We start from the raw sequence: 23,911 nt of genomic DNA on the forward strand, positions 1-23,911 counted from the left end.
ATTTCATTCGCATTTATTTTTATAAAAAGTGAAATGTAAAATGAAGAGGATTAAGCCTAATGTATAGAGCCAGCAATGAGGTAAATCTATGAATGCTTTAATTAAGGATGCAATTGTTAATTCTAATTACGAATTGCATTATCAACCTAAAATCGATATAAAAACTGGTGACGTTGTTGGAGTAGAATGCCTAGCTAGATTAAAGCTAGTCAATGGCGATGTTCTTTACCCTCAAGAGTTTATGGACGTGGTCTACTCGATGGGTATGAATAATATATTGTTTAAGTTCATTATAAATCAATCGATTAGTGACGTGCTGAGGGTTGATGGGAACATGACAATATCTATTAACTTAAAATGCTCAGATATTTTAAGCAATGATATCGCCCAAGAAATAAAAGAAATCTGTAACAAACACTCATTCCCTTATGCAAAAATAATTATAGAACTTAGTGAGAAAGACAGAAGGGAAAATAATGCTTTATTTATTTGTAAAATAAATGAAATCAGGCTGATTGGATCTAAGATATCGTTAGATGATTTTGGAATCGAGCATTCAAACTTAGATAAGCTCCTTGATTTCTACATAGATGAAGTGAAATTTGATCGTTCTATATTAAATTCTAACTATTCTATTGTAAGAAAAATTGTCATGTTGTTGGTTTCTGCCTTTAATGCTCATGGAATATATACGGTCGCGGAAGGTGTCGAAGATGATAATACCTTGATGATGGCCGAGAATATGAATTTTAAATGTGTTCAGGGCTTTATTTTTAGTCAGGCGATTAACATAGAACAGTTAAAAGAATTTTGCTCCAGTCGGCTGTTGGTATGTCATTGAGTGTATCTGGAATAACCGCGATTTATCGGTGATAGGAGTTTATTGATATAATACACTATGTTTAAAATGAACAACGATAAATTTGTTTTTCTTGAAAATAGCCAAGGATTAACCATTGTTCAGTAAAAATGAATTCGGAAAGGCACTAAAATATCATAGAGTAAAAAATAACTATTCACAGAAAGATTTGGTCGACGTACTTTCCTTGTCACACATCTCATTTCAAGATGTGACGCAATCAATGATCAGTTTATGGGAATCTCAGAAGAGATCTCCGAGTTTGTTAAAAAGAGTATGTATTGCAAATTTTTTCTTGTGTGACTATAGCTATAGCCCTGATGAAATTCTAAAAATAAAAAAAATAGATAATTATAAGAACCCACTCATTCACAATGATAATGGATATAGGTTAACAATTGATCATATTGCTAGGAAATCAATAGATACCTTGGAGAGTCGAGAGCGTGAAAAGATATTCGACTATCACCAAAGAGTGTATAAAGAAAAGTTAGAATCAGCTTGTTACTATGATGTCGCAGGTGGGAAAGTAGAGTTTATACTGTATTTCTCTGCTAACTTGTTAGTTGGTCACATTGTTAGAAATACTGAATATATCATTAGTATTGGTTCTCAAAACCAAAAAGTAAGGTATGACATTATTAGATATATGTCTCACGACTACTGTGGTATTGAGATTACACTGCCTGTATTGGACCACTCATTCGCCCAATTTATCGATGACTCTAATACGGGGGTACTATTCGTTAAAAATAAGCGCATCTATACGACGTGTAATTTGTTCGAACTGCTCTCAAACCCAATGATCTTGGCATTTTATCAAGGTTATACCGATTTTAAGTTTCTGCGCTACGCTGAATTGCTGAAGAAGAGTGATGATGTCTACTCGCGCTTGATTCAGTTAGAGCATGCGTAAGGCTCGATCTGTTCTTGTTACCTTCTTTTTATAGCCGTACAAAGCTTATAGTTACAAATTTTATAACTATAAGCTTTGAGTTTTGTCGTAACCGGTTTCTAACTGATTAGCCTCTACTTTTTATTTTGAGAATAAAAGGCATCACTGCGCTCAAAATGATGACTGTAGCGCCAATAATTGCGAGTGAATTTGGCAATTCAGCGAATAACAAGTAACCAAGAATCATTGAGTAGATCATCTGTGAATATTCAACATTAGATACCACGTTAGCTTCTCCCCATTTGTAGGCTGTCACGCCAAACCATTGTCCGATGGACGAGATCACACCTACCAACATCAGCAGAGCCAGTTCAGTCCATGTTGGCCATTGCCATTCAATGATCGCTGGAATTAACGCAACAGCACCGACAAAGATGGCTTGGTAAGCGAGAACAACTACCTTTGACTCGATATTGGCCATTTTTCTCACACATATAACAGCAATTGCTGCGCCCAATGCAGCAACTAAGCCTGTCCCAATATAGAACAGAGACTCGCTTTCTAGGGTCGGTTGCACGACTAACATAACTCCAGCAAAGCCGACCAAGATCGTCGTCATGCGCGCCCAACCTACGTTTTCTTGTAGAAACATGCGGGAAATGACCGCCACAAATAACACCTTCATAAACCCTAACGCAGTCGCGTCGGCAAACGGAATATTACTCACGGTTAAGAAGCTGAAGTAAAGTGCGATGAACGCTCCGGTGACACGCCATACATGTATCGACACCATTTTAGGGTTGAGCATCGCATCGATGTTACTGACGATCGATGGCATTAATAAGGTGACAAAAACCAGCTGACGAAACAGCAATATTTGGAAAATATCGATAGTCTGGCTCAACTCGCGGACAATAACGCCTACTAAAATAAACAGAGCATTTGAGATAAGCGCGAGTGCAATTCCTTTTGCTGGGTCTGATAGAGAGTTAAAAAATGACAGCAGTGGCAGAGGCACTGAAAAGGAACGGTTGATAGACATGACACACCTCGTTGTTGAATGGGTGCTGAGCATAAAGCCTACACTAGTAGACGGGTCAAACACGGTTTTCTCTTTTTCGAACACGCCAAATTTATCTTTTGGATCAAAAAAAGATCAAATTGCCATTGCTGAAACCGGTTTCAATCTGTATCTTAGTTTTATGTTGAAATCGGTTTCAGAGTTGCGGCTCTTAAGTTTGCTACCTTAAACCTGTCTATTTTTTGGCGAATAACTTGTAGTGAGTGATGGTATGAATAACGAATTTCCAAACGATTTTTTATGGGGTGGCGCAGTTGCGGCGCATCAGCTAGAAGGCGGCTGGGATGCTAATGGTAAAGGTGTGAGCGTGGTCGATGTGTTAACGGCAGGCGCTCATGGAGTTCAACGTCGAATCACCGATGGCGTGATCGAAGGCGAAAACTACCCTAACCAAGTGGCGGTTGATTTCTACCACCGATACAAAGAAGACATTAAGTTATTTGCTGAGATGGGCTTTAAGTGTTTCCGCACCAGTATTGCGTGGACACGTATTTTCCCGAATGGTGATGAAGCCGAGCCGTGTGAAGCGGGTTTAGCGTTCTACGATGATTTGTTTGATGAGCTTCTGAAATACGATATTCAGCCTGTTGTGACGCTGAGTCACTTTGAAATGCCTTACCATCTAGCGAAAGAATACGGCGGTTGGATGAACCGTAAAGTGATCGATTTCTTCGTTAAGTACTCGACAACGGTGATGGAGCGTTATCAGCACAAAGTGAAGTACTGGATGACCTTTAACGAGATCAATAACCAAATGAACACATCAGCAGACATCTTCGGGTGGCTGTGTTCTGGCGTGAAGTTCCCACAATGCGAAAAGCCTCAAGAAGCCATGTACCAAGCGGTTCATCATCAGTTTGTTGCGAGTGCCTTGGTGGTTAAGAAAGGTCATGAGATCAACCCAGATCTTCAGATTGGTGCAATGTGTGCGATGGTGCCTTTCTACCCTCGTTCTTCAAAGCCAGAAGACATTATGGTGGCTCAGCAAGCGATGCGTGATCGTTATTTCTTCTCAGATGTGATGGTTCGCGGTCATTACCCAAGCTACGCCAAGCGTGATTGGGCTATCAAAGGCTTTAATATCGAAATGCAGCCTGAAGATGAACAGATCCTAAAAGAGGGTAAGGCCGATTACTTAGGCTTTAGCTACTACATGTCGAATACTTTGGATTCTTCTTCGCATCAGTCGACTGAAGAAGCAATGGATGGCGGTCATGAAAACTCGGTTGATAACCCGTTTATCCAATCAAGCGATTGGGGCTGGCCGATTGACCCAACAGGCCTGCGTTACTGCTTAGCATCTCTTTATGAGCGCTATGAAGTGCCACTGTTCATCGTTGAGAATGGTTTTGGTGCGGTTGATACCATCGAAGAAGATGGCAGCATTAATGATGACTATCGTATTGCTTACCTTGGCGATCACATCAAAGAGATGAAAAAAGCCGTTGCGATTGATGGCGTTGACTTGATGGGCTACACCCCTTGGGGCTGTATCGACTTGGTATCGTTCACCACTGGTGAGATGAAAAAGCGCTACGGTTTCATTTACGTAGACAAACACAATGACCAGTCAGGAACACTAGAGCGTAAGCGCAAGAAGTCTTTTGAGTGGTACAAAGGCGTGATTGCATCTAACGGTGCCTCTATTTAGAATGCCTGCAATTAAACGGCAGCGAGCGTTGCCGTTTCACTAAGCAATACAATTAGCTGGCTTAGGTCGGCTAATTTTTTATATAAGGGTAAGTGAATGGTCACAATGCTTGATGTTGCGAATCGCGCTGGCGTCTCGAAATCGACGGTCTCTCGCGTGCTGAACGGCAAGAATATCGTACGCCCAGATGTGGTGAAAAAGGTATTTGATGCGATTCAAGAAACGGGCTATCGACCAAACTTGTTGGCTCAACAATTGGCGACCAAGAAGACTAACTTTATCGGTTTTGTCATTACCAACGAGCTTTTCAACGGCCCTTACTTTTCATCTTTGATGTATCACGCCGCTTCTTACAGTGAAAAATCCAATCATCAGTTGGTGATTACCGATGGTAAACACAGCGCTGAAGACGAGCGCAAAGCCATTAACTTTCTACTCGATATGAAGTGCGCCGGGATCATCATTTACCCGCAATGCTTGAGTGAATCTGAAATCGCGCAGATCATCGAGAGTACTGACACACCGATTTTGGTGCTTAACCGAGAAATGCCTTCGAAGCCTGAGCATGCTATCACTACCGATCATTATCAAAGTGCTTGTTTGATGGTTGAACACATCATAGAGCAGGGACATACAGAGATTGCGGTGATCCGTGGTAAAGCTGGCTCGTCGACCGATGAACAGCGTTATCAAGCGTATCAAGATGTGCTCACTAAGCATGATATTGAGCTAAACCAATCTAACGTTGCTCTAGGCAACTGGACCATGGAGAGTGGTTACCGTGCCGCGCAAGCTTTGGTGGAAAGCAAAGCAAGTTTCACTGCGATTCTGTCTGAAAACGATGACATGGCGATTGGTGCGATTAAGGCGTTAAATGAACTGGGATATTCATTACCCAAAGATATCTCTATCGTCGGATTTGATAACAGCAAAGTGGGCGAGTTTTTAACGCCAAGCTTGACCTCTGTGAGCGTGCCACTCGAACAAATGACGCAAAAGGCGATACTTCGAATTGTTGGTGAGACAAAGCAAGCAGAAGCATTGAGTACGACTGGTAGCTTGGTAACTCGCGACTCGGTAGCACAGCGTATCTAAGCCGCGTGCAACGCACTGAATTAAACCGGCCTTTGCTTGATAGCAAAGGCTTTTTTATTCGCACTATCTATGTTTCTTGCTTGGTTTAGAAGCGATTTAAATTGGCCGAACACTACAAATCGTGACTGGCAGCGCATCTCAGAAATCCTCTTAAAACCGTGCTTATTATGAGAGTTAAAGATATGCGATATTGCGTTCTTTGGTCGATGAATTGACCATTTTAACGGTAAGTAATGTGAAAGTAGGTAAGTAACGTGAAAACAGAAAAACAAAAAATGCTAGCAGGTGAACCATATCAGGCTTGGGATGAAGAGCTTTATTCAGCTCGAATTGAGTGTCGTAAGGTACTCCAAAAACTCAACAACAGTATTCCTGATACGTCTGAATGGAAAGCGGCAACCCAAGAGCTCATTCCTGGCTGTGAAAATGCGCATTTGGAGCCACCATTTCGCTGTGATTACGGCTCAAACATCAAGTTGGGCAAGAACTTCTACGCTAACTTTAACTGCGTGATTTTGGATGTGGCTGAAGTCACCATTGGTGACAATGTGCTGCTTGGCCCTAATGTACAAATCCTTACAGCAGGCCATCCATTAGATGTGAAAGGCCGAGTTGAAGACGGCGTTGAGTTCGGTACGCCAATTACCATTGGCGACAATGTTTGGCTTGGTGGTGGTGTAATCATTTGCCCTGGTGTCACCATCGGTGAAAACAGCGTGATTGGCGCTGGAAGTGTGGTGACCAAAGACATCCCAGCCAATGTGGTTGCCGTAGGCAATCCATGTAAAGTGCTGAAAGCGATCGATAACGACTAAATTTACTGGATACTTTCATCATCTACATTAGAGCCATTTTCTGTGTGTAGGTGATGAACTTAGCTTTCTCGATTGATTATTACCAATACGTAATAATCATTTCCAGAAATAGGGGATTATCAAAATTGGTATCCCTACCTATACTAGCCTCAACAAAACGAGAGAGCGATAACAAACAAGCTCAACGTTGACAGACTAATATAGGAAATATCACATGACTATCGAAATCAAACCTGGTCAAACTCATATCCAATCTAAAGCTATGGTTGCTTGGAAAGCTGGTGAGCCACTAAAGCGTGAAACGGTTGACGTTGAACTGCCAAAGGCTGGCGAAGTACTTGTTCGCATCGTTGCTACTGGTGTTTGTCACACTGACGCATTCACTCTTTCAGGTGACGATCCAGAAGGTATCTTCCCTTCTATCCTTGGTCACGAAGGTGGCGGTATCGTTGAAATGGTTGGCGAAGGCGTAACAAGCGTTGAAGTTGGCGACCACGTTATCCCACTTTACACAGCTGAGTGTGGCGAATGCAAATTCTGTAAGTCTGGTAAAACTAACCTTTGCCAAGCGGTTCGCGAAACTCAAGGTAAAGGCCTAATGCCAGATGGCACAAGCCGTTTCTCTATCAACGGTGAGCCAATCTTCCACTACATGGGTTGTTCTACTTTCTCTGAGTACACTGTACTTCCAGAAATTTCACTAGCGAAAGTAAACAAAGAAGCACCTCTTGAGGAAGTTTGTCTTCTAGGTTGTGGCGTAACCACTGGTATGGGTGCGGTACTGAACACAGCTAAAGTTGAAAAAGGCGACACAGTTGCTGTATTCGGTCTAGGCGGTATCGGTCTTTCAGCAATCATCGGTGCTCGTATGGCTGGTGCAAGCAAAATCATCGGTGTTGATATCAACGAGAGCAAATTTGAGCTAGCAAAACAACTTGGCGCGACTGACTGCATCAACCCAATGAACTACGACAAGCCAATCCAAGACGTTATCGTTGAGATGACAGACGGTGGTGTTGATTACTCATTCGAATGTATCGGTAACGTAAACGTGATGCGTCAAGCTCTTGAGTGTTGTCACAAAGGTTGGGGTGAATCAGTTGTAATTGGTGTTGCAGGTGCAGGCCAAGAGATCTCAACTCGTCCGTTCCAACTAGTAACAGGTCGTGTATGGCGTGGTTCTGCTTTCGGTGGTGTTAAAGGCCGCTCTGAGCTTCCAGAAATCGTAAACCGTTACATGGCGGGTGAGTTCGGACTACAAGAGTTCATCACTCACACTATGGGTCTTGAAGACGTAAACGAAGCATTCGACCTAATGCACAAAGGTGAGTCTATCCGTACTGTTCTACACATGGATAAATAGCCTTAAATCTTAAACCTCATCTGGTTTTAATAAAGTCCGTTAGATTGAGTCTAACGGACTTTATTTTTTCCTAGGCATGCTTTACCAAGGCATATTTTTATTAAAGGCGTTTCCCTTTAATAAAGGTATCTGAATTGTCCTACAGGGTTACTGGAATCGTCCTTATGTTGACCAAACTTCGCCACTCTCTACCTCTTCAACTGATGCTAGCTGCATTGCTTGCTTGGTTTCTGGCACAACTTATTTCTCCAACATCTGATGTAACCCAATCGGGTTGGTATCAGTTCTTAATGCTTGGCAAAACTACCTATATAGGCTTGCTAAAAATGGTCGTTGGGTTAGTGGTTTTATTCTCGCTATTGCAAGGCATAACAAGCATTGGTTCGATAACTCGATTGAAGAAAATTGGTCGCAATACCGTACTTTTCTATAGCTTCACGACGTTGGTGGCCATTTCTTTGGGCTTGGGTGCTTCACTACTGTTGCCTGCTTGGGAGCCTTTAACCAGCGTTGCTACGATTGGAGACGATGTTCAGCTTATAAGCGAAGATGCGGCAGGAGGAGCTGCTATTGCCAGCAAGCTGTTTAGCATGGCATTAGTGAACCCGGTAGCGGCATTAACCAATGGTAACTTGCTCGCGATTGTCGTGTTCTCATTCATGCTAGGTATTGCTCTACTTTCTTCATTGCCAGAAAAACACCCGATCTTTGAAGTGCTGAATGGCTTGAACAAGAGCATCAATACCATTGTTGGTTGGATCATTCATTTAGCTCCGCTCGCGGTTTTCGCCATTGTTCTCGATTTTACAGTTCGTGGTGGTGAGTCACTGTTTGAGCAATTAGCACTGTTTGCTTTGCTCGTGTTTGTGCTGACTTTGATCCACGGAGCGATTGTCTTGCCGACTATTGCGAAGGTGATGACTGGGATTCGTCTTAGCACACTCTTCAAAGGTATCTCTGCACCGATGGCGATGGCGTTCGCAACATCATCAAGTTCTGCTACCTTGCCACTGGCAATGCAGAGCGCGGAAGAAAAGCTCGGTGTATCGCAAAGTACCAGTAGCATGGTGTTGCCACTTGGCGCGGTGATGAACATGGATGGTACGGCACTTTTCGAAGGCGTTGCGGCAATCTTCTTGGCTCAACTGTTTGGTGTGGACCTCACGACCTCTGGCTTGGTGATGATCTTCATTATGGCGATGGTCTCTTCTGTGGGTGCGCCGGGTATGCCATCTGGATCTATGTCAGGCATGCAGCTGGTGTTATTGGCCGCTGGTATACCACTGGAAGCGATCGCGATTCTGCTGATTATTGAACGCCCATTAGATACATTCCGTACGGCGGTTAACGTAGAAGGTGACATGATTGCTGCATTGGTCGTGGATAAATGGCAGTCAAAGCAGAGCTCTTCAGTAGACTTAACTATGAGCGGTTCTCAAACATCGTAATGATCAGTAACAAGCCCGTTAAGTTAACGGGCTTTGATTGGGTTAAAACCCGCCCGCCCAAGCATCGAAGTCATCAATATTATCGAGCTCTTGTTGGCTTCTTGGGGCTGGATAATAAGGTAGTGCTAATCTCACAACAGAAGGTAGTAGCTCCCATTCTGGCGTCATCTTCAGGCGCTTCAATTCATCATTAAGGCGCACAAACATATAGTAGCCATCGCTATGAGTATTCGCATAACTAGCGACTGTGGCGATATCACCAGTGGGCAGTTTTACATCTCGGCCAAGTGGATAGAGCTGGTGAAGCGCGAAGCTCACTTTTGGATCTTGTAGCTTGCCTTGTTTAAAGCGTTCTAGGCCAATGGCGGTTGAGGTCGTGCGAGGCTTCCAACCAGTGAGGAATAATCCACTCAAGCTATCTTGAAACGGCTTGCCCTTTCGATTGCCTTCATTACTAATGAATTGAACCGTCAGTTTGTCTCCCGACTCTTCCAGAATTTCTAAAAACTGTTCACCAGTACGATCGACTAAAAGCTTCATAAGACATAAATACCATTAAGAATGAGATACGATAAATGGTACTACTTTTGGGTAGTGTTGTGTAGGAGCGATCAACCCGTTATTGCAAGTGTCGTGTCAAGATTGCCGTACTTATATTGAATGTGCCGAGAATGAATACGCCGAGAGCAACTAGCCCTCGGCGCATTTGTGAATTGTCAGTTAAAACCTGTTGTTCACTTAATACGGAATTAGCTTAACTCTTCCTCAACGTATTTAAGACAAAATGACTGAGCGTGATCATCAATGTTGACTTGCTCGTTACCTCTTAACTCAAGGTACAGTGCGACAACTTGTTTGAGTGCAGGGATTAACGCGTCACGTTCTGGCATTGCGACGGTTTTTACGAGTGCTTGTGCAAATTCAGGCAGTCGTTCTTCAATTTTCCTCACACCAGACGGCGTGAACCCAGCTTGCTTCAGCGCCAGCGGACACAGCACGTTTTGACGAATGAAAGAGAGAAACTCAACCGTTTCGAAGTATTCGCCACGAGCTATTTTGGTAGCGGCATAGTGCGTCCAGATCCAAAAACGATCTTCAATCCATTGCGGGTCTGGTTGTGGGTAGCGTGGTTCCGCGGTGCTGAATACATCGGTTAATAAGCTATCTCGCTCCCATAACACCTGGTTGTTATCAACTCGAATTGCTGCATCTGGCAGAGAAACAAATTTGAAATCAACGTGCACTGGTTCTGGTCCAAATATCGACACAATTAAACGTGGTTCACCAACGTGTTCACCCGTGAAGGCCGCGACTTTACCGCCAATGCTATCAAGAATGTCGAACCGTTCTTGCATTACGCTTTCGTAGTCGGCTGGGTCAACCGCGACAACAAAATCCAAGTCGCTGTATTTGTCCATTGAGTCAGAGCCAAAGGAGCCGCTTGCGGCAATGCCACATATACGAGGGTCTTGAGACAAGACATCAACTACTTTGATGAGAAGTGCTTTGTGAGGTGCTGGAAGAGTGCTTGGGTAGTTCATATTTTACCTATCTTAAAAAGTTAGAACTGCAGTGCAGCTAGTGCGGCAAAATCAACGCAGCATTACAGAGTGTCAATGTCGGCTTAGCTTGTCAATAATTAGCTTGTGAGCAGAATGGAGAGTGCCTTTGAGGAGAGAGCTGGGTTACAGACTTTTGGGTTCTTAAGTAACGGACGCATGATGAGCCAACTTGATTTTGGCTCATCAGCATCGATCATTTAAGTGGTTTATCGCTTTCGTAGGTAATGAGTGGTTACGATTTGATCAAGGTAAGTGGTGACATCTTTTAGCGTAAAGTCGAGAGGAGAGACTAAGTCACCAAATAGCGGAGCGCCACCACCAAGAACGACAGGGATCGTCGAGATAATCAGTTCATCAACCAAATCTTCTTTCAGGAAGTTTTGAATGGTCACACCGCCATCAATATACAGATTGTTAAGGCCTTTGCTGTTTAGGTCTTCGACGATCTGAGTGAGCTCACCCTTTATCAAGAACACTTTACCTTCGAGTTCCTTAGGCACTTCCGTCAACGTATTACTCAATACATAAACAGGTTTTGTGTAAGGCCAATCAATACCGAAGCTCAGTACCATATCCATTGTGTTTCGGCCCATTACCAAAGCATCAATACGATCGATATGGGCGTTGTACCCCATGTCATCACCCTCTGGGTTTGGAATTGCTTGTAGCCAATCTAGACCACCGTTTTTGTCTGCAATGTAACCATCAAGACTCGCACCGATAAAGACAATATTTGACATTGTTAACTCCGAAATTGAACTGGGACTTGGCATTCACGCTGTATTAAATTAAAATATTCTACAGTGTAGAAATTTAGTTTAAGAGGTGATGATATGGCTGTCAAGGATCAAAAGCGAGGTCGACCAAAGAGTGGATCAAGCCAACTGAGTGCCGAAAAGATCTTAGATACGGCAAAGGGCATGATGCGCGAAGGCGGTAAAGTCCCGAGTATCAGAGGTTTAGCCACAGAGCTCGGTGTGGATGCGATGGCGATATACCATTACTTCAAAAACAAAAATGATCTCTTGGAATCGATCACTGTTTCTTTAGTCGGAGAAGTGGTGCAGCCTGAGCAAAACCAAGTGTGGCAAGAGAACCTTTATCAGCTTAGCGTGAGCTATCTTTCAGTGTTGAATGACTACCGTGGGCTACTAGAAACTTTGCTGACGATGAAATCTCTTGGGCCCGTTGAGGTATTTAGTGAGCGCTTTGAAGCAGTAGTGAATCCGTTGAATCTCACATCAGAGCAATCTGAAGATGCCCTTCATTTATTAGTAGACTATTTGCATGGTTATGCGCTTGCATTGAACTGTAACCCGGATAGAACAGAGATTACGGTTGAGATGGTGAGAAAGCCTTTAGGCCTTTATTGTTTGGGTATTGAACAACTGAAAACGTCGTGACCTTGTTGTCAGTATCGATGCCTGAAAGGTGATTTTGGTACTGTGTTCCTCATGATGAAGTCGCTAAGTTTTATTTATACTGGATAATTACCTATAAATTTCTGGATTTAGCAGTAATAATCAATGAATAAACCCGAATAGCTTGATAGTTGTAAAGCTGTCGAGGCTATTCTCAAAGACGTCATCGTGAAAAGGAAGTCAGACACATGCCTGTGCTCCAACGCATCAGTTTAACCTTAATTTTAGCCGCTATTCTGGGCGGTTGTTCTTCATTACCAGAAGGCATCGACCACCCTGCAGAACCGTACACCTCTCATGGACCAAGCACTTTGTCAGTTTTGGCAGATGAATATCAACCAGCATCAGAGCAGGCGACAACCGCCGTTCGTTTACAAGAATCCGGTTGGGATGCTTTAGCGCAGCGATTAGCGTTGGTTGAAAGTGCAGAGGACACCATTGATATTCAATACTACATCTGGAACTCAGATGAATCGGGCAGATATCTAGCTAGCCGTTTATTAGCAGCCGCTGATCGTGGTGTTAAGGTTCGAGTTATGTTGGATGACATCAACCTCAATGAGCGTGAAGGGCTATTATCAGCACTCGACGCTCACCCAAATGTCGAGATCCGAATCTTTAACCCAACACCAACGCGCCGTGGTTTCAGTAAGTGGTTGAGCTTCCTTGGCGATTTCTCTCGTTTAAACCGCCGCATGCACAATAAATCGTTCACTGTAGATGGCACCTTGTCTGTGGTCGGTGGACGTAATATTGGTGATGAATACTTCGATCTTTCTGACGAGATCAACTTCCGAGATCGTGATGTATTGGTGATGGGTACCGTCGTTACCACTATCCAAACCAGCTTTATTGAATATTGGGACAGCCGTTGGTCTTACCCTGTCGCTATGTTGGGTGACGAAGAGCAACCAGATCTTTCAAAGATTGACGACATAACCGTTCCGCAATACAAAAACTACCCTGAGTTACCATTAAATCGGGAATCGGCAGATAGCCTGCTGAAAAAGGCTCTTGATGAGATGACTTGGGTGAATGCTCGTTTCGCTTACGATCGCCCTGTGCCTGTTGATTCAGACAATACTGATGAACCAAAAGCAACGGCGGTTCTGTTAGGGCAGCTAGCCAGTGAATCTCAACAAGAGATCTTGCTTGAATCGGCTTACCTAGTGTTTGATGACGGTCAGTTGGAAGAGTGGCAAGTGTTGAACAAAAGCGGCGTTGAGATAAAAGCACTGACTAACTCAATGGCCTCTAATGATCTGGTGACCAATCACTCTGCTTACGCGGGTCGACGCTACGACATGTTAGAACATGGCATCGATTTGTTTGAGTTAAAACCAGATTCCAAGCTGTGTGAAGCATCGACTCAAGACATGTCGAAATGTGCGCCTGAAACGGCCTATGGCTTACACGCTAAATCAGTCGTATTTGACCGCAGTATTGCGAGTATCGGCTCGTTTAACTTCAACCTGCGTTCGACCTACCTAAATACGGAATCGGTATTGATCATCGACAACCAAGCGATTGCTGAAATGCTGGCCGACACCATTGAACAAGCGATGAGTGAAGACAACAGCTGGCGTTTGGAACTTGAAGATGGCGACGTGTATTGGTATTCAGGTGACCAAAGTTGGGACAGCGAACCAGAAACCGGTAAGTGGGAACGAATGCAGTCAGGCTTCCTACAGCTACTGCCGATTGAGAAATATCTGTAAGAGAATCAGCATCGTAGAAATGAAAAATGTCAGCGCATAATACGCTGACATTTTTGTTTGTGATGACGAAAACGGAGCTCGATCATCGGAATCTCTTTCTGTCTTTAGAGCAGCTCTAGATCTATCGCTTGGTCAGCTGTTTACTGTTCAGATAAGGCAGAATGTGTGGGCGAGATTCACCAGATAGCTTTTGAGTGATCTGCTGTGACCAACTGCTTTGCTTTTGATTACTTGAGCGGTTGGCATAGTAGCTTTGCATTGAATCATCGTAGCGAGCAATTTCGTCTAAACTCAACGGTTGGTATTGGTTTTCGTGCATCACCACATGAGCAGGAAGGCGGGGCTTAATCTCAGGTTGCTGCGCTGGGTGACCTAAGCACATACCAAATAGCACGGCCGTGTGTTGTGGCAGTTCCAACAGTTCATCGACTTGTTGTGCGCTGTTACGTAAGCCACCAATGTATACGCCACCTAATCCCAACGACTCCGCTGCCAGCATGCAGTTTTGCGCCATGATACCTGAATCGACAGCACCAATTAGGGTCAGCTCGGTAAAGTCGGTTTTTACTTCAGGGTTAATTTGTGCGTGGCGTTGATAGTCGATACAGAACACCAAAAACTCAGCTGCATTCTCAACGTAAGCTTGGTTTCCTGCGTATTCGGCTAGCAGTTTACGCTTATCTTTATCTGTCACTCTAACGATGGAAACAGCCTGTAATAAGCTCGATGACGATGCGGCAAGGCCTGCCTGAACAATTAAATCGAGGTGCTGCTTATCTATAGGTTGATCCGTATATTGGCGAATGGAGCGATGCCCCAAAATGGTCTCAATCGTGCTATTCATGCTCTCTGACAGTCCTTGTTTTTATGATGGTATTCCAAATTACCATAACGACATTTGTGGTTGGGGTAAACCTCAAAACTGCCTTTGCCGAAGACTAGTGGGTTCGTATCGTTTTAGGGCAAATGTGAGGAATGTACAATTGTAGGTAGGATTCCGTTAGCCGGATGGCTTCATTAGCAAGCTCTGGGGTGATGTGACCATGCTGACGATACGACAAAGAGTATATTTTATCAGCGACTTGCAGTGAGATAGCGAAGACATTGATTGATTGCGGTAACTGAGGAACATCAAAGAACTGTCGATAAATCGTTTCTACTTCTTTACCCAGAATTAAGTCATTTTCGGTGTCCGCATGCCCTAGTTCTGTAAATGTATGCCGACCTAAAATAAGCTTCTTAGCAATTGGATGATTGTTATAGTAATTCACATAGGCTGTTTCAATCATACGATTGATATCAGTCCAATGATTAACATGTTCAGCATCAATACATTTACCCAACAAAGAGTCAAAATCGACAAATACATCATCTAATAGGTTGTGAAATAAATTCTCTATATTTGGATAGTGATGATAAACCGTGGATGTTGCCATTCCACACTCTTTGGCAACATCGTACATCGATATATCGGTAGCTTCACGGCGTTCCATTAGTTGCACAACAGCATCATGAATTCGAATTAATTTTTCTTCGGTTGTTACTTTGCGCATCTATTGGCCCTCACTTATTTGGAACAAAAAAAACATAAAGGGTTTTTAATCAAAATTCCAATTGGTATACCGAAACTTTGACGCTATTACCCTTTATTTATATAAAACACGATAAGACGATGTTACGCCTTAATATGTGTCCCTGTTTTTCCTTCTATGATCTCTAATGCGCTCGACAGGTCACCAATGTGTCCGTGTTGTTTTGTTTTTTCAACAAACTGACAACATGCGTCGACCTTCGGCCCCATAGAACCGGCCGGGAACGAGTATTTTTTCATTTGTTCTACGGATACGTTTTCAAGTTTCTCTTCTTTTGGGGTTCCCCAATCTAAACAAACATGAGAACCGTCGGTGAGGATCAACAAATGCTCTGCGCCGATTTCTTCTGCGATGAGCGCAGCGGTCATGTCTTTATCGATTACCGCTTCAAAACCAATATACGCGCCATCTTTTTCGACGACTGGAGCGCCACCGCCACCGCCACAGATAATTAAGTGCTCTTTCTGTAGCAAGTCTTTGATGGCTTTTATCTCTAGCACTTCTTTTGGCGAAGGGGATGGAACCACACGACGCCAGTGCGCGCCGTCGGGTTTTACAACCCATTGGTTAGCTTCTGCGAGTTGTTTTGCTTGATCCTCTGTGTATACAGGGCCAATAAATTTGGTAGGGTCGGCAATAGCAGGATCATTCTCATCAATAACAATTCGAGTCAGAATGGTGGTTGTAAAGCGGTCTTTAATCGCAGCGTTCAACCCTTGCTGAATAAGGTAGCCAATCATTCCTTGAGTCTCAGCGCCAAGTACATCAAATGGATAAGGTGGACAGTCTTTGTAAGCATTGTTCTGTAATGAGAGCAGCCCTACTTGAGGGCCGTTTCCGTGCACCACCACTAAACGGTAGTCTTTACTGAGTTCAGCTAAAGAACCGGCGGTTTGCGCGATGCTCTTTTTTTGGTTTTCGCAACTCATTACTTCACCACGCTGTAGTAAAGCATTTCCACCGACAGCAACAACAATAATAGGCTTCGACATGTTTAATTCTCCAAATGATATTTCGCTCATAGCAAATAAGTTGGTTTGAATTGTATTTAAATACTGTTGGAGTCGTGGGGATAAAAATCACAATTCGATTTGTGCTCAATATTTGATGTTTTTAGTCACCTATATGTCACAGAAAGCCTTAAATATCTCTAGATTAAATAGATATGTGATCTTGGTTTTGAAATAGAAAATGTATTTATTAATCGAATGGTTATTGACCAAAATCAAGTATTCCGACTTTTAGTATTATAAATCTAATATTTGTTGGGTTTATTTTGTTTTTGCCCCGAACTCGTTTATGTAAAACCGATATTCAATTTTCATCCCAGTTCACTTCATCGCTTTGCCGTTTAATTAATCCCGAATTAGAGATTAAGGAGCTAAGAGATGAGTAACGAAACGCAAGGAAAAATGGGGGTTACGGGAATTGCACTCTTTACACTGTGTGCAGTTTTGGTGGTCGACACATTAACCGCGTCAGCCAGTATTGGTGTCAGTGCCATTGGTTGGTGGGTATTAATGCTGGTCTTCTTTGTAATCCCATATGGCCTAATTACTTCCGAATTGAGTACCACCTACCCGGGTGAAGGTGGGATATACGATTGGGTAAAACAAGCCTTCAACTTTAAATGGGCAGTGAGAACAACGTGGTTTTACTGGATTAACGTTGGTTTATGGATGCCAGCGGTATACATCATGTTTGCAGGCATGTTTGCCGAACTCTTCATGCCGGGCCTGTCTTTATGGGGCCAAATCGCCATCTGTATATTGCTTACATGGTTAACAGTTTGGATCTGTAATGTGTCAGCTGATATCGGTGTTTGGGTCACGAATATTGGTGCGGTATTAAAAATCATCGTGATCAGCACATTAGGCGTAGGTGGCTTCATCTATGCAATGAAAAACGGTGTTGCTAACGAGTTTACGTTACCCGCGATGATGCCTTCATTGGATTCTGCCGTCTCTTTCTTACCTGCGATTGTGTTCAACCTAATGGGCTTTGAATTGGTTGCAACCATGACTAAAGAAATGAAAGATGTCCGCGACATGCCTAAGGCCGTCTTCCTTTCTATCGGTATCACCGCTTTCTTATACATCTTCGGTACGGTAGGCATCTTGATGGCGCTTCCTGTCGAAAGCATTGGCTTAGTATCTGGCCTTATCGACACCTTCAAAACACTCTTTGGTGATGGCGTATTTGGTACTGCCATGGTCTACATCTTCGGAACTTTCGCTCTGTTAACGCTTATCGGCAATATGGTGAGTTGGACAATGGGTGCAAGCCGAGCAGCAGCTGAAGCCGCTCAAGAAGGTGAGCTTCCAGCACCAGTCGCGAAAGTCTCAGAGAAAGGCTCCCCAGTTGGTGCAAACAACATCACGGGTACAGTATCAACGGTCGTTATCCTGTCTTATGCACTGTTTGCACAAGGTAATGATGACCTATTCTGGTCGATATTTGCCTTCTCTAGCTGCATCTTCCTACTTCCTTATCTGTTCATGTTCCCAGCCTACTTAAAGCTTCGTGTGGTTGATGGTCAACGTGAACGTCCATTTAAAGTACCGGGCGGCATGGCGGCTCAATGGGTCATGTCCATTGTTTGTTTCTTCGTCATCCTTCAAGCCGTGATTCTATTTATCTTCCCTGAGGCGCTTGATTTAACCGTTGCTGATTGGGGATACACAGGACCTGTTTTGATTGGCGTGATTGCTACCGTTCTTGCTGGTGAGTGGATTCTATTAGGCGCTCTAAAGCGTAAGAAACAGCAAGGCTCGGACGATAACGACACAGCCGATACGCAAGATAAAAAAGAAGCTCAAGCATAATTTAGGGGACATAACGATGAAAAAACTGATTGAGACTACTCCAAAACATGATGGCTTCAGAATGCCAGGGGAACACGAGCCACACAGCGAAATTTGGATGGCTTGGCCTGAACGTACGGATAACTGGCGCAATGGAGCAAAACCAGCACAAGCGGTGTTTACAGACGTTGCTACCAAGATAAGCCATACAACACCAGTCACCATGCTAGCTAGCTCTGAGCAATACGATAACGCGGTATCGCGTTTACCTGAGGACATTCGAGTGTTGGAAATCTCGACGGATGACTCCTGGATGCGCGACATCGGCGCGACTTATGTGGTCGATGACAGCGGTGAACGCCGAGGCGTGGATTGGGAATTCAATGCCTGGGGCGGTTTTGTCGATGGTTTGTATTCGCCGTGGAATCGTGACAACCAAGTCGCTCAAAAGATGTGTGAAACCATTCGTGATTCTCGATACCGCGCTCCAATCGTTCTAGAAGGTGGTTCAATCCACGTTGATGGAGAGGGCACACTCTACACAACAGAAGAGTGCTTACTGCACGAAAGCCGCAACCCAGAGATGAGCAAAGAAGAGCTGACGGAAGTGCTTTGTGAACACCTCAATGTTGAGAAGGTGATTTGGCTGCCTCGTGGTTTGTATAACGATGAAACCAATGGCCACGTGGACAATATCCTTCATGTCGTGAAGCCCGGTGAAGTGGTTCTAACGTGGTGTGATGACAAGAATGACCCTCAATATGAGATCAGCAAAGAAGCTTATGACTACATCACCAGTCAGACCGATGCCAAGGGCCGTCAGATAAAGGTACATAAGCTGCCAATGCCAGGCCCTCTGTTCATGACAGAAGAAGAAGCAGCAGGCATTGATATCGCTGATGGCATGGAGCGTGAAGCGGGTGAGCGTTTAGCGGCATCGTATGCCAATTACCTGATTACCAATAACCAAATTGTGTTGCCGCTTTTGGATAAGCGCTATGACAACGATGTTATCGGGATCTTAGAAGATATTTATCCAGGCTACGAAGTGAACGGCGTCCCAGCTCGAGAAATTTTGTTAGGTGGCGGCAATATCCACTGCATCACCCAACAAGTACCAAGAGTTTAGTTACAACAGTAAACCAATTTAATCCCAAACGTAGCGGTTCTTGAAAGTGATGGCTGGTATTCGAAATCAAATCGCCATCACAGTGAACTTAAAAGAGCCGCACACAATATTATGAAAAATAGGAACTTATTATGAAATTACCTTCTTCTAGCGCAACTGAACTAAATAAATCAAACCTAGAGCACATGGTTTCCATGAAAGATTTCTCTGTAGAAGAGATGGACAACATGATGGAGTTGATGACTCACCTGAAACAGGCGCGTAAAGACAATGCAATCCCGCCACTGTTCAAAGGCAAATCGGTAGGAATGATTTTCGAAGCGGGTTCTACGCGTACGCGTGTTTCTTTCGAGGTGGCGGCAACATTGCTGGGTGGTCATGCGCTATTCCTATCACCCAAAGACATTCACTTAGGTGGTAAAGAGTCGATTGATGACACCTCTCGTGTGCTATCTCGTATGTGCGACATCATCATGGCTCGTACTAATAGCCCTGAAACACTAGATGGCCTACTTGAAATGTCGACTGTGCCAGTGATCAACGGCCTTGATACTCGTTTCCACCCAACTCAAATGCTAGCGGATCTCTACACGATCAGAGAGCACATCACAGATGGACGTAAATTGTCCGATTTAACATTGGCATTCATGGGCGATGCGACAGATGTGTGTCGTTCGCTGATGTTGACGTGTGCTAAGTACGGTATGGGCTTCAAGCAAATTGGTCCTAAGAAATACCACATGGAACAAGAGTGGATCGACATGGCGCTGAACTTCTGTGAAGAGTCTGGTGGCACGATTGAAATTACTGATGATGTAGAGCGCATCAGTGATTGTGATGTGGTGTACGGAGACAGCTTCTACTGGGTAACGCAAATGGATGAGAAGGAAGAGCGCCTTGCGGCATTCATGCCTAACTATGTGATTACCGAAGAGCTAATGGCTAAGGCTCGTCCGGGCGCAATGTTGCTGCACTGCCTACCTGCGAATGACAAAGAAGAAGTGACGCGCGGCGCACTAGAAAGTGAATACTCAGTAGCATTCGATGAAGCTGAAAACCGACTAACAGCGCAGATGGCGATTTTAGTGTACTTCACACATAAAGATGCGGTTATCCCAACACAAGAAACTGTTAAGCATCATGAAGAAAAAATCAGCAGCTTCTTAAGTACTCTGTAGGGGCTTAATTATGGGGGCGTAAAAACCTCCACTGTGTTGCTCGAATTAAGCTGAACCAGTATTTATCACGATTTATTGGTTCGGCTATTTTTGTACCTTTTATTTTGAAATGTCGGTAAACATGCAGCTAATTGGCTCTATCTGACATCAATACTCGAATAGGAGATGTATCGACATGAGTGCCGATATTATTAAAGTTTCAAGAAATACTGAAGATGCACCATTGAGCCCTTTCTCAACACAATCGGTGGCATTCTCACACTACAATAACCTGTCTGCTCAATTACCGATTGATCCTAAAACAGGTAGCTTAGCCTCTGGATCTTTAGTGGATCAAACAAAGCAATGCCTATTGAACATTCAAGCGATAGTGGAGAGCATTGGACACCGAATGCACGATGTTGTGAGAGTGAACGTATACTTGAAAAACATTGCCGATCTCGACACTGTGAATGAAGTTTATGCATCGTTTTTCCAGTCTTACACACCAACGTGTACGACACTTGCTGTTGCTGATTTACCGCTCGAAGGTGCTCATTTGCAGATGGATGCCGTGATCTCTAATGGTGAAGGTACTTTCCCACAAGATGCTTGTGAGCTGGTAAAAATCGCGAGAAATACCCAAAACGCACCAGTCAGTTCTTTATCGACTCAGACGGTCGCTTTTTCTCACTATAACCATATTTCAGCCCAGCTACCGATTGATCCTCAATCGGGCAATATCGTTGTTGGCGGAGCAAAAGAGCACGCGATTCAATGCTTAAAAAATATCAAATCGATACTGGAAAGCATTGAAGTCCCACTTGATGACATCGTAAAGGTTAACATCCATGTGAGAAGCTTTGATGACCTCGTTGCCATCAATGAAGTGTACACCACCTTCTTCCCTGACTCGGCGATTGCAAGAGCTGTGGGCTATATGCCAGCACGTTCAGTAACTGTTGTTGAAGGCTTAGCGATGGGAGCGTTAGTACAAATGGATGCGACCGTGTCACACGGTGATGGCACGCCGCCACAAGCCGTCGAAGACCGGCATGGGATTGTAATTAAAGCGAACAATACCAAAGCTGCACCTATAAGCGAGCTTTCAACGCAAACCGTGGCCTTTTCGCACTACAACAATATCTCTGCTCAATTACCGCTGGATCCAAGAATTGGAGCGATTGTTGCGAATGGTGCAAAAGAGCAGGCGATGCAGTGTCTAGAAAACATCAAACAAGTGATTGAAGGCGTTGGTCATACAATGGACGACATCGTGAAGCTTAATATCCAATTAAGATTTATGGCCGACTTAGATGTGCTTAATGATGTGTGTGCTGGCTACTTTGAAGGTGCATTACCTGCGCGCACCGTCATTGGGGTGTCTGACATTCCGATGGGAGCCTTGGTGCAAATTGATGCAATAGCTTCTAATGGTGAGGGGACTCCACCAAGTTCTAATTGATAAGCAAGATATAAGGGTTGGCAGAGGTGCCAACCCTTATTTTTAGCTCAGACAACGGATACATAAACATGCTCGTTGAGCCTCCACTGATCACTTCTCTTTCCGACATTTTTCTATCATATTTTTAGAATTCAACCAACGTGTGAAGCACTTTGTTTTACTGCTTATGATTCCTCGCTTTAAGCAAGATCGTACTATAACTTGTTAACTCATGGCTGTTTAATCGGGTTAGTCGGAAAATAAAGGGATAGAAATATGAAAACGATCGGATTGCTTGGTGGCATGAGTTGGGAGTCGACGATGAGTTACTACAAATCTATAAATGAAGGCGTTAAAGCCACTCTCGGAGGGCTCAATTCAGCAAAGATTTGTATGTACAGTGTGAATTTCGATGAGATAGAAAAGCTGCAGCATCAAGGTCGTTGGGCTGAGACGGCAGACATCTTATCGGAAGCGGCTCTATCTGTTGAAAAAGGAGGGGCGGATTTCATTCTGATCTGTACTAATACCATGCATAAGGTTGTTCCTGAGATAGAAGAAAAGATCACTGTCCCTATCCTTCATATCGCAGATACCACCGCGCAAAAGCTGCTTGAGCAAGGCGTGCAGAAAGTAGGGCTGTTAGGTACGGCGTTTACTATGGAGCAAGATTTCTACAAAGGGCGCCTGACCGATAAATTTGGTATCGATGTTGTTATTCCTGATGACGGTGACAGAGAAAAAGTGCACAACATTATTTATCATGAGTTGTGTCGAGGCGAAGTAAAAGAAGAGTCTAGAGCTATCTACCGTCAAATCATCGAGAAACTAAGTCAGCAAGGCGCTGAAGCCGTTATTCTAGGCTGTACTGAAATCGCCTTACTGATTCAACAGCAACATACAGATGTACCGTTGTTTGATACCACAGCAATTCACTCTGAAGCGGCAGTGCGCTTGGCGATAGACGTTTAATCATCTTCGAGATGTTTAAGAGAGTAGTTTCTTTTCGCTCCTATACGAGAGACTTAAATAAAAAAGGATTGGTATGCTACCAATCCTTTTTCTTTATCAGGTGGTTATTCGCCATCAGACTACGACAACATTAACCCCTTGTTGGCGTAATGAGTCGAGTGTCTGTTGATCGGCACCTTCATCAGTAATCAAAGTGTCTAATTTGGATGTGCACGTGAGCAGTTTTCCACCGTGCTTACCCACTTTACTGCTATCAATTAGCGCAACAATGCGATCGCCATACTCTAGAAGCTTCTTCTCTGCCATATACACTAATAAATCAGATGTATGGATACCAGCAGCCGTTACACCCGTACCGGTAAAGAACACAAAGCGACTCTTGTGATCGTCTGCGGCTTCTTCATCGGGCGAAATCGTAATTTGACGTTCAGGCAGATACTGACCACCCAAAATAATGATGCTCTGATGATCTTGACTGATCAACTGGTAGGCCAGCGGCATAAAGTTAGTCACAACTTGAACATCTCTGTGAAGAAGGTGTTCCCCCATCAGAAAGGTGGTGTTACTTCCGCTAACAATAATACTATCGTGCTCTTCACACATATCTGCAGCTGCTTTGGCAATCCGTTGTTTGGCTGCGTAGCACTCAATATCTTTTTCTTTAGGAATAAAGCTACTTGGAACGTGTGTGGCAGCCAATGGCGAATCATGGTTGATCACTTCTGCACCATTACGAATCTTCTTTAGCTTACCTTCTTCTGCCAGCTTAGTTATGTCTCTACGAGCCGTTGATAAAGAGATATCTAACATTTTTACGTAGTCATTTGTCGTAATAAAAGTGTGACTGTTTAAATGGTCAAGCAAGCTTCTATGACGTTGAGCTTCATTCATTCTTCATGCCTTTA

The 23,911-nt window shown here is 43.8% G+C and carries 22 protein-coding genes; 14 read left to right on the forward strand and 8 right to left on the reverse strand.

Going from position 1 to position 23,911, the window contains the following annotated elements; all coding sequences use genetic code 11:
- Positions 1 to 88: 88 nt before the first annotated feature.
- Positions 89 to 841 carry an EAL domain-containing protein gene (locus tag OCV56_RS22650; RefSeq protein WP_086714770.1) on the forward strand — a complete coding sequence of 251 codons (753 nt, stop codon included), beginning with the start codon at positions 89 to 91 and terminating at the stop codon, positions 839 to 841.
- Positions 842 to 1,508: 667 nt separating this feature from the next.
- A complete protein-coding gene (locus tag OCV56_RS22655) occupies positions 1,509 to 1,775 on the forward strand; it encodes a hypothetical protein (RefSeq protein ID WP_143691580.1) in 267 nt (88 codons plus the stop codon).
- A 106-nt stretch (positions 1,776 to 1,881) separates the two neighbouring features.
- Here OCV56_RS22655 and OCV56_RS22660 read toward each other — a convergent pair whose 3' ends face one another.
- The gene (locus OCV56_RS22660; RefSeq protein WP_086714772.1) at positions 1,882 to 2,796 is read right to left on the reverse strand and encodes a DMT family transporter; all 915 of its coding nucleotides are present in this window, start codon (positions 2,794 to 2,796) and stop codon (positions 1,882 to 1,884) included.
- Positions 2,797 to 3,046: 250 nt separating this feature from the next.
- On the opposite strand from OCV56_RS22660, the gene OCV56_RS22665 reads away from it, so the two are divergent.
- The 5 genes from OCV56_RS22665 (at position 3,047) to OCV56_RS22685 (ending at position 9,207) form a co-directional block, all read left to right on the forward strand.
- Positions 3,047 to 4,486, forward strand: a complete 1,440-nt coding sequence (locus OCV56_RS22665) for a 6-phospho-beta-glucosidase (protein ID WP_086714774.1) — start codon at positions 3,047 to 3,049, stop codon at positions 4,484 to 4,486.
- 96 nt (positions 4,487 to 4,582) lie between these two features.
- Positions 4,583 to 5,581: a LacI family DNA-binding transcriptional regulator gene (locus tag OCV56_RS22670; protein WP_086714775.1), complete on the forward strand. Its 999-nt coding sequence runs from the start codon at positions 4,583 to 4,585 to the stop codon at positions 5,579 to 5,581.
- Positions 5,582 to 5,835: 254 nt separating this feature from the next.
- A complete protein-coding gene (locus OCV56_RS22675) occupies positions 5,836 to 6,396 on the forward strand; it encodes a sugar O-acetyltransferase (RefSeq protein WP_086714776.1) in 561 nt (186 codons plus the stop codon).
- 214 nt (positions 6,397 to 6,610) lie between these two features.
- Positions 6,611 to 7,759, forward strand: a complete 1,149-nt coding sequence (locus tag OCV56_RS22680) for an S-(hydroxymethyl)glutathione dehydrogenase/class III alcohol dehydrogenase (protein WP_086714777.1) — start codon at positions 6,611 to 6,613, stop codon at positions 7,757 to 7,759.
- A gap of 164 nt (positions 7,760 to 7,923) precedes the next feature.
- The gene (locus OCV56_RS22685; RefSeq protein WP_086714778.1) at positions 7,924 to 9,207 is read left to right on the forward strand and encodes a dicarboxylate/amino acid:cation symporter; all 1,284 of its coding nucleotides are present in this window, start codon (positions 7,924 to 7,926) and stop codon (positions 9,205 to 9,207) included.
- A gap of 42 nt (positions 9,208 to 9,249) precedes the next feature.
- Here the strand turns inward: OCV56_RS22685 and OCV56_RS22690 are convergent, their stop codons facing one another.
- The 3 genes from OCV56_RS22690 to OCV56_RS22700 form a co-directional block, all read right to left on the reverse strand.
- The gene (locus tag OCV56_RS22690) at positions 9,250 to 9,747 is read right to left on the reverse strand and encodes a hypothetical protein (RefSeq protein WP_086714779.1); all 498 of its coding nucleotides are present in this window, start codon (positions 9,745 to 9,747) and stop codon (positions 9,250 to 9,252) included.
- Between the two features lie 209 nt (positions 9,748 to 9,956).
- Positions 9,957 to 10,748 carry an oxalate:formate antiporter gene (locus OCV56_RS22695; RefSeq protein ID WP_086714780.1) on the reverse strand — a complete coding sequence of 264 codons (792 nt, stop codon included), beginning with the start codon at positions 10,746 to 10,748 and terminating at the stop codon, positions 9,957 to 9,959.
- Positions 10,749 to 10,975: 227 nt separating this feature from the next.
- Entirely contained in the window at positions 10,976 to 11,542 is a 567-nt protein-coding gene (locus OCV56_RS22700) for a dihydrofolate reductase family protein (RefSeq protein WP_086714781.1), read from the reverse strand.
- A gap of 60 nt (positions 11,543 to 11,602) precedes the next feature.
- On the opposite strand from OCV56_RS22700, the gene OCV56_RS22705 reads away from it, so the two are divergent.
- Both OCV56_RS22705 and OCV56_RS22710 read left to right on the forward strand, forming a co-directional pair.
- Complete coding sequence (locus OCV56_RS22705; protein ID WP_086714782.1) at positions 11,603 to 12,172, forward strand: TetR/AcrR family transcriptional regulator; 570 nt, start codon at positions 11,603 to 11,605, stop codon at positions 12,170 to 12,172.
- 206 nt (positions 12,173 to 12,378) lie between these two features.
- Entirely contained in the window at positions 12,379 to 13,908 is a 1,530-nt protein-coding gene (locus tag OCV56_RS22710) for a phospholipase D family protein (protein WP_086714783.1), read from the forward strand.
- Positions 13,909 to 14,029: 121 nt separating this feature from the next.
- On the opposite strand, the gene nfsA is transcribed toward OCV56_RS22710, so the two are convergent.
- The 3 genes from nfsA to arcC all read right to left on the reverse strand — a co-directional run bounded on the left by nfsA (position 14,030) and on the right by arcC (position 16,492).
- Positions 14,030 to 14,752: an oxygen-insensitive NADPH nitroreductase gene (gene nfsA / locus OCV56_RS22715; RefSeq protein ID WP_086714784.1), complete on the reverse strand. Its 723-nt coding sequence runs from the start codon at positions 14,750 to 14,752 to the stop codon at positions 14,030 to 14,032.
- Between the two features lie 94 nt (positions 14,753 to 14,846).
- On the reverse strand, positions 14,847 to 15,461 hold the full coding sequence (locus OCV56_RS22720; protein ID WP_086714785.1) for a TetR/AcrR family transcriptional regulator: 615 nt from the start codon (positions 15,459 to 15,461) through the stop codon (positions 14,847 to 14,849).
- Between the two features lie 122 nt (positions 15,462 to 15,583).
- Positions 15,584 to 16,492: a carbamate kinase gene (gene arcC, locus OCV56_RS22725; RefSeq protein WP_086714786.1), complete on the reverse strand. Its 909-nt coding sequence runs from the start codon at positions 16,490 to 16,492 to the stop codon at positions 15,584 to 15,586.
- A gap of 396 nt (positions 16,493 to 16,888) precedes the next feature.
- Between arcC and OCV56_RS22730 the strand changes: the two genes are divergently transcribed.
- From OCV56_RS22730 to OCV56_RS22750, 5 genes are all read left to right on the forward strand, one after another.
- Positions 16,889 to 18,325 carry an APC family permease gene (locus OCV56_RS22730; protein ID WP_060980676.1) on the forward strand — a complete coding sequence of 479 codons (1,437 nt, stop codon included), beginning with the start codon at positions 16,889 to 16,891 and terminating at the stop codon, positions 18,323 to 18,325.
- Positions 18,326 to 18,341: 16 nt separating this feature from the next.
- Complete coding sequence (aguA, locus tag OCV56_RS22735) at positions 18,342 to 19,433, forward strand: agmatine deiminase (RefSeq protein ID WP_086714787.1); 1,092 nt, start codon at positions 18,342 to 18,344, stop codon at positions 19,431 to 19,433.
- Between the two features lie 131 nt (positions 19,434 to 19,564).
- Positions 19,565 to 20,611, forward strand: coding sequence for an ornithine carbamoyltransferase (gene argF, locus OCV56_RS22740; protein ID WP_086714788.1), 1,047 nt, complete (start codon positions 19,565 to 19,567; stop codon positions 20,609 to 20,611).
- 175 nt (positions 20,612 to 20,786) lie between these two features.
- Entirely contained in the window at positions 20,787 to 22,055 is a 1,269-nt protein-coding gene (locus OCV56_RS22745; RefSeq protein WP_086714789.1) for a RidA family protein, read from the forward strand.
- A 255-nt stretch (positions 22,056 to 22,310) separates the two neighbouring features.
- The gene (locus OCV56_RS22750) at positions 22,311 to 23,006 is read left to right on the forward strand and encodes an aspartate/glutamate racemase family protein (protein ID WP_086714790.1); all 696 of its coding nucleotides are present in this window, start codon (positions 22,311 to 22,313) and stop codon (positions 23,004 to 23,006) included.
- Between the two features lie 114 nt (positions 23,007 to 23,120).
- On the opposite strand, the gene ulaR is transcribed toward OCV56_RS22750, so the two are convergent.
- A complete protein-coding gene (gene ulaR, locus OCV56_RS22755) occupies positions 23,121 to 23,897 on the reverse strand; it encodes an HTH-type transcriptional regulator UlaR (protein WP_086714791.1) in 777 nt (258 codons plus the stop codon).
- Positions 23,898 to 23,911 lie beyond the last annotated feature (14 nt).

Origin of the sequence: Vibrio gigantis (assembly GCF_024347515.1) — a bacterium.
Taxonomy (GTDB): domain Bacteria; phylum Pseudomonadota; class Gammaproteobacteria; order Enterobacterales; family Vibrionaceae; genus Vibrio; species Vibrio gigantis.

Excerpts from the sequence above, each read along its gene's own strand:
- OCV56_RS22700 (WP_086714781.1), bottom strand. The coding sequence starts at position 11,542 with ATGCCAAGTCCCAGTTCAATTTCGGAGTTAACAATGTCAAATATTGTC.
- OCV56_RS22680 (WP_086714777.1), top strand. The coding sequence starts at position 6,611 with ATGACTATCGAAATCAAACCTGGTCAAACTCATATCCAATCTAAAGCT.
- OCV56_RS22650 (WP_086714770.1), top strand. The coding sequence starts at position 89 with ATGAATGCTTTAATTAAGGATGCAATTGTTAATTCTAATTACGAATTG.
- ulaR (WP_086714791.1), bottom strand. The coding sequence starts at position 23,897 with ATGAATGAAGCTCAACGTCATAGAAGCTTGCTTGACCATTTAAACAGT.
- OCV56_RS22705 (WP_086714782.1), top strand. The coding sequence starts at position 11,603 with ATGGCTGTCAAGGATCAAAAGCGAGGTCGACCAAAGAGTGGATCAAGC.
- OCV56_RS22665 (WP_086714774.1), top strand. The coding sequence starts at position 3,047 with ATGAATAACGAATTTCCAAACGATTTTTTATGGGGTGGCGCAGTTGCG.
- OCV56_RS22690 (WP_086714779.1), bottom strand. The coding sequence starts at position 9,747 with ATGAAGCTTTTAGTCGATCGTACTGGTGAACAGTTTTTAGAAATTCTG.
- OCV56_RS22670 (WP_086714775.1), top strand. The coding sequence starts at position 4,583 with ATGGTCACAATGCTTGATGTTGCGAATCGCGCTGGCGTCTCGAAATCG.
- aguA (WP_086714787.1), top strand. The coding sequence starts at position 18,342 with ATGAAAAAACTGATTGAGACTACTCCAAAACATGATGGCTTCAGAATG.
- OCV56_RS22660 (WP_086714772.1), bottom strand. The coding sequence starts at position 2,796 with ATGTCTATCAACCGTTCCTTTTCAGTGCCTCTGCCACTGCTGTCATTT.
- OCV56_RS22655 (WP_143691580.1), top strand. The coding sequence starts at position 1,509 with ATGTCTCACGACTACTGTGGTATTGAGATTACACTGCCTGTATTGGAC.
- OCV56_RS22695 (WP_086714780.1), bottom strand. The coding sequence starts at position 10,748 with ATGAACTACCCAAGCACTCTTCCAGCACCTCACAAAGCACTTCTCATC.
- OCV56_RS22745 (WP_086714789.1), top strand. The coding sequence starts at position 20,787 with ATGAGTGCCGATATTATTAAAGTTTCAAGAAATACTGAAGATGCACCA.
- OCV56_RS22730 (WP_060980676.1), top strand. The coding sequence starts at position 16,889 with ATGAGTAACGAAACGCAAGGAAAAATGGGGGTTACGGGAATTGCACTC.
- argF (WP_086714788.1), top strand. The coding sequence starts at position 19,565 with ATGAAATTACCTTCTTCTAGCGCAACTGAACTAAATAAATCAAACCTA.
- OCV56_RS22720 (WP_086714785.1), bottom strand. The coding sequence starts at position 15,461 with ATGCGCAAAGTAACAACCGAAGAAAAATTAATTCGAATTCATGATGCT.
- nfsA (WP_086714784.1), bottom strand. The coding sequence starts at position 14,752 with ATGAATAGCACGATTGAGACCATTTTGGGGCATCGCTCCATTCGCCAA.
- OCV56_RS22685 (WP_086714778.1), top strand. The coding sequence starts at position 7,924 with ATGTTGACCAAACTTCGCCACTCTCTACCTCTTCAACTGATGCTAGCT.
- arcC (WP_086714786.1), bottom strand. The coding sequence starts at position 16,492 with ATGTCGAAGCCTATTATTGTTGTTGCTGTCGGTGGAAATGCTTTACTA.
- OCV56_RS22710 (WP_086714783.1), top strand. The coding sequence starts at position 12,379 with ATGCCTGTGCTCCAACGCATCAGTTTAACCTTAATTTTAGCCGCTATT.
- OCV56_RS22750 (WP_086714790.1), top strand. The coding sequence starts at position 22,311 with ATGAAAACGATCGGATTGCTTGGTGGCATGAGTTGGGAGTCGACGATG.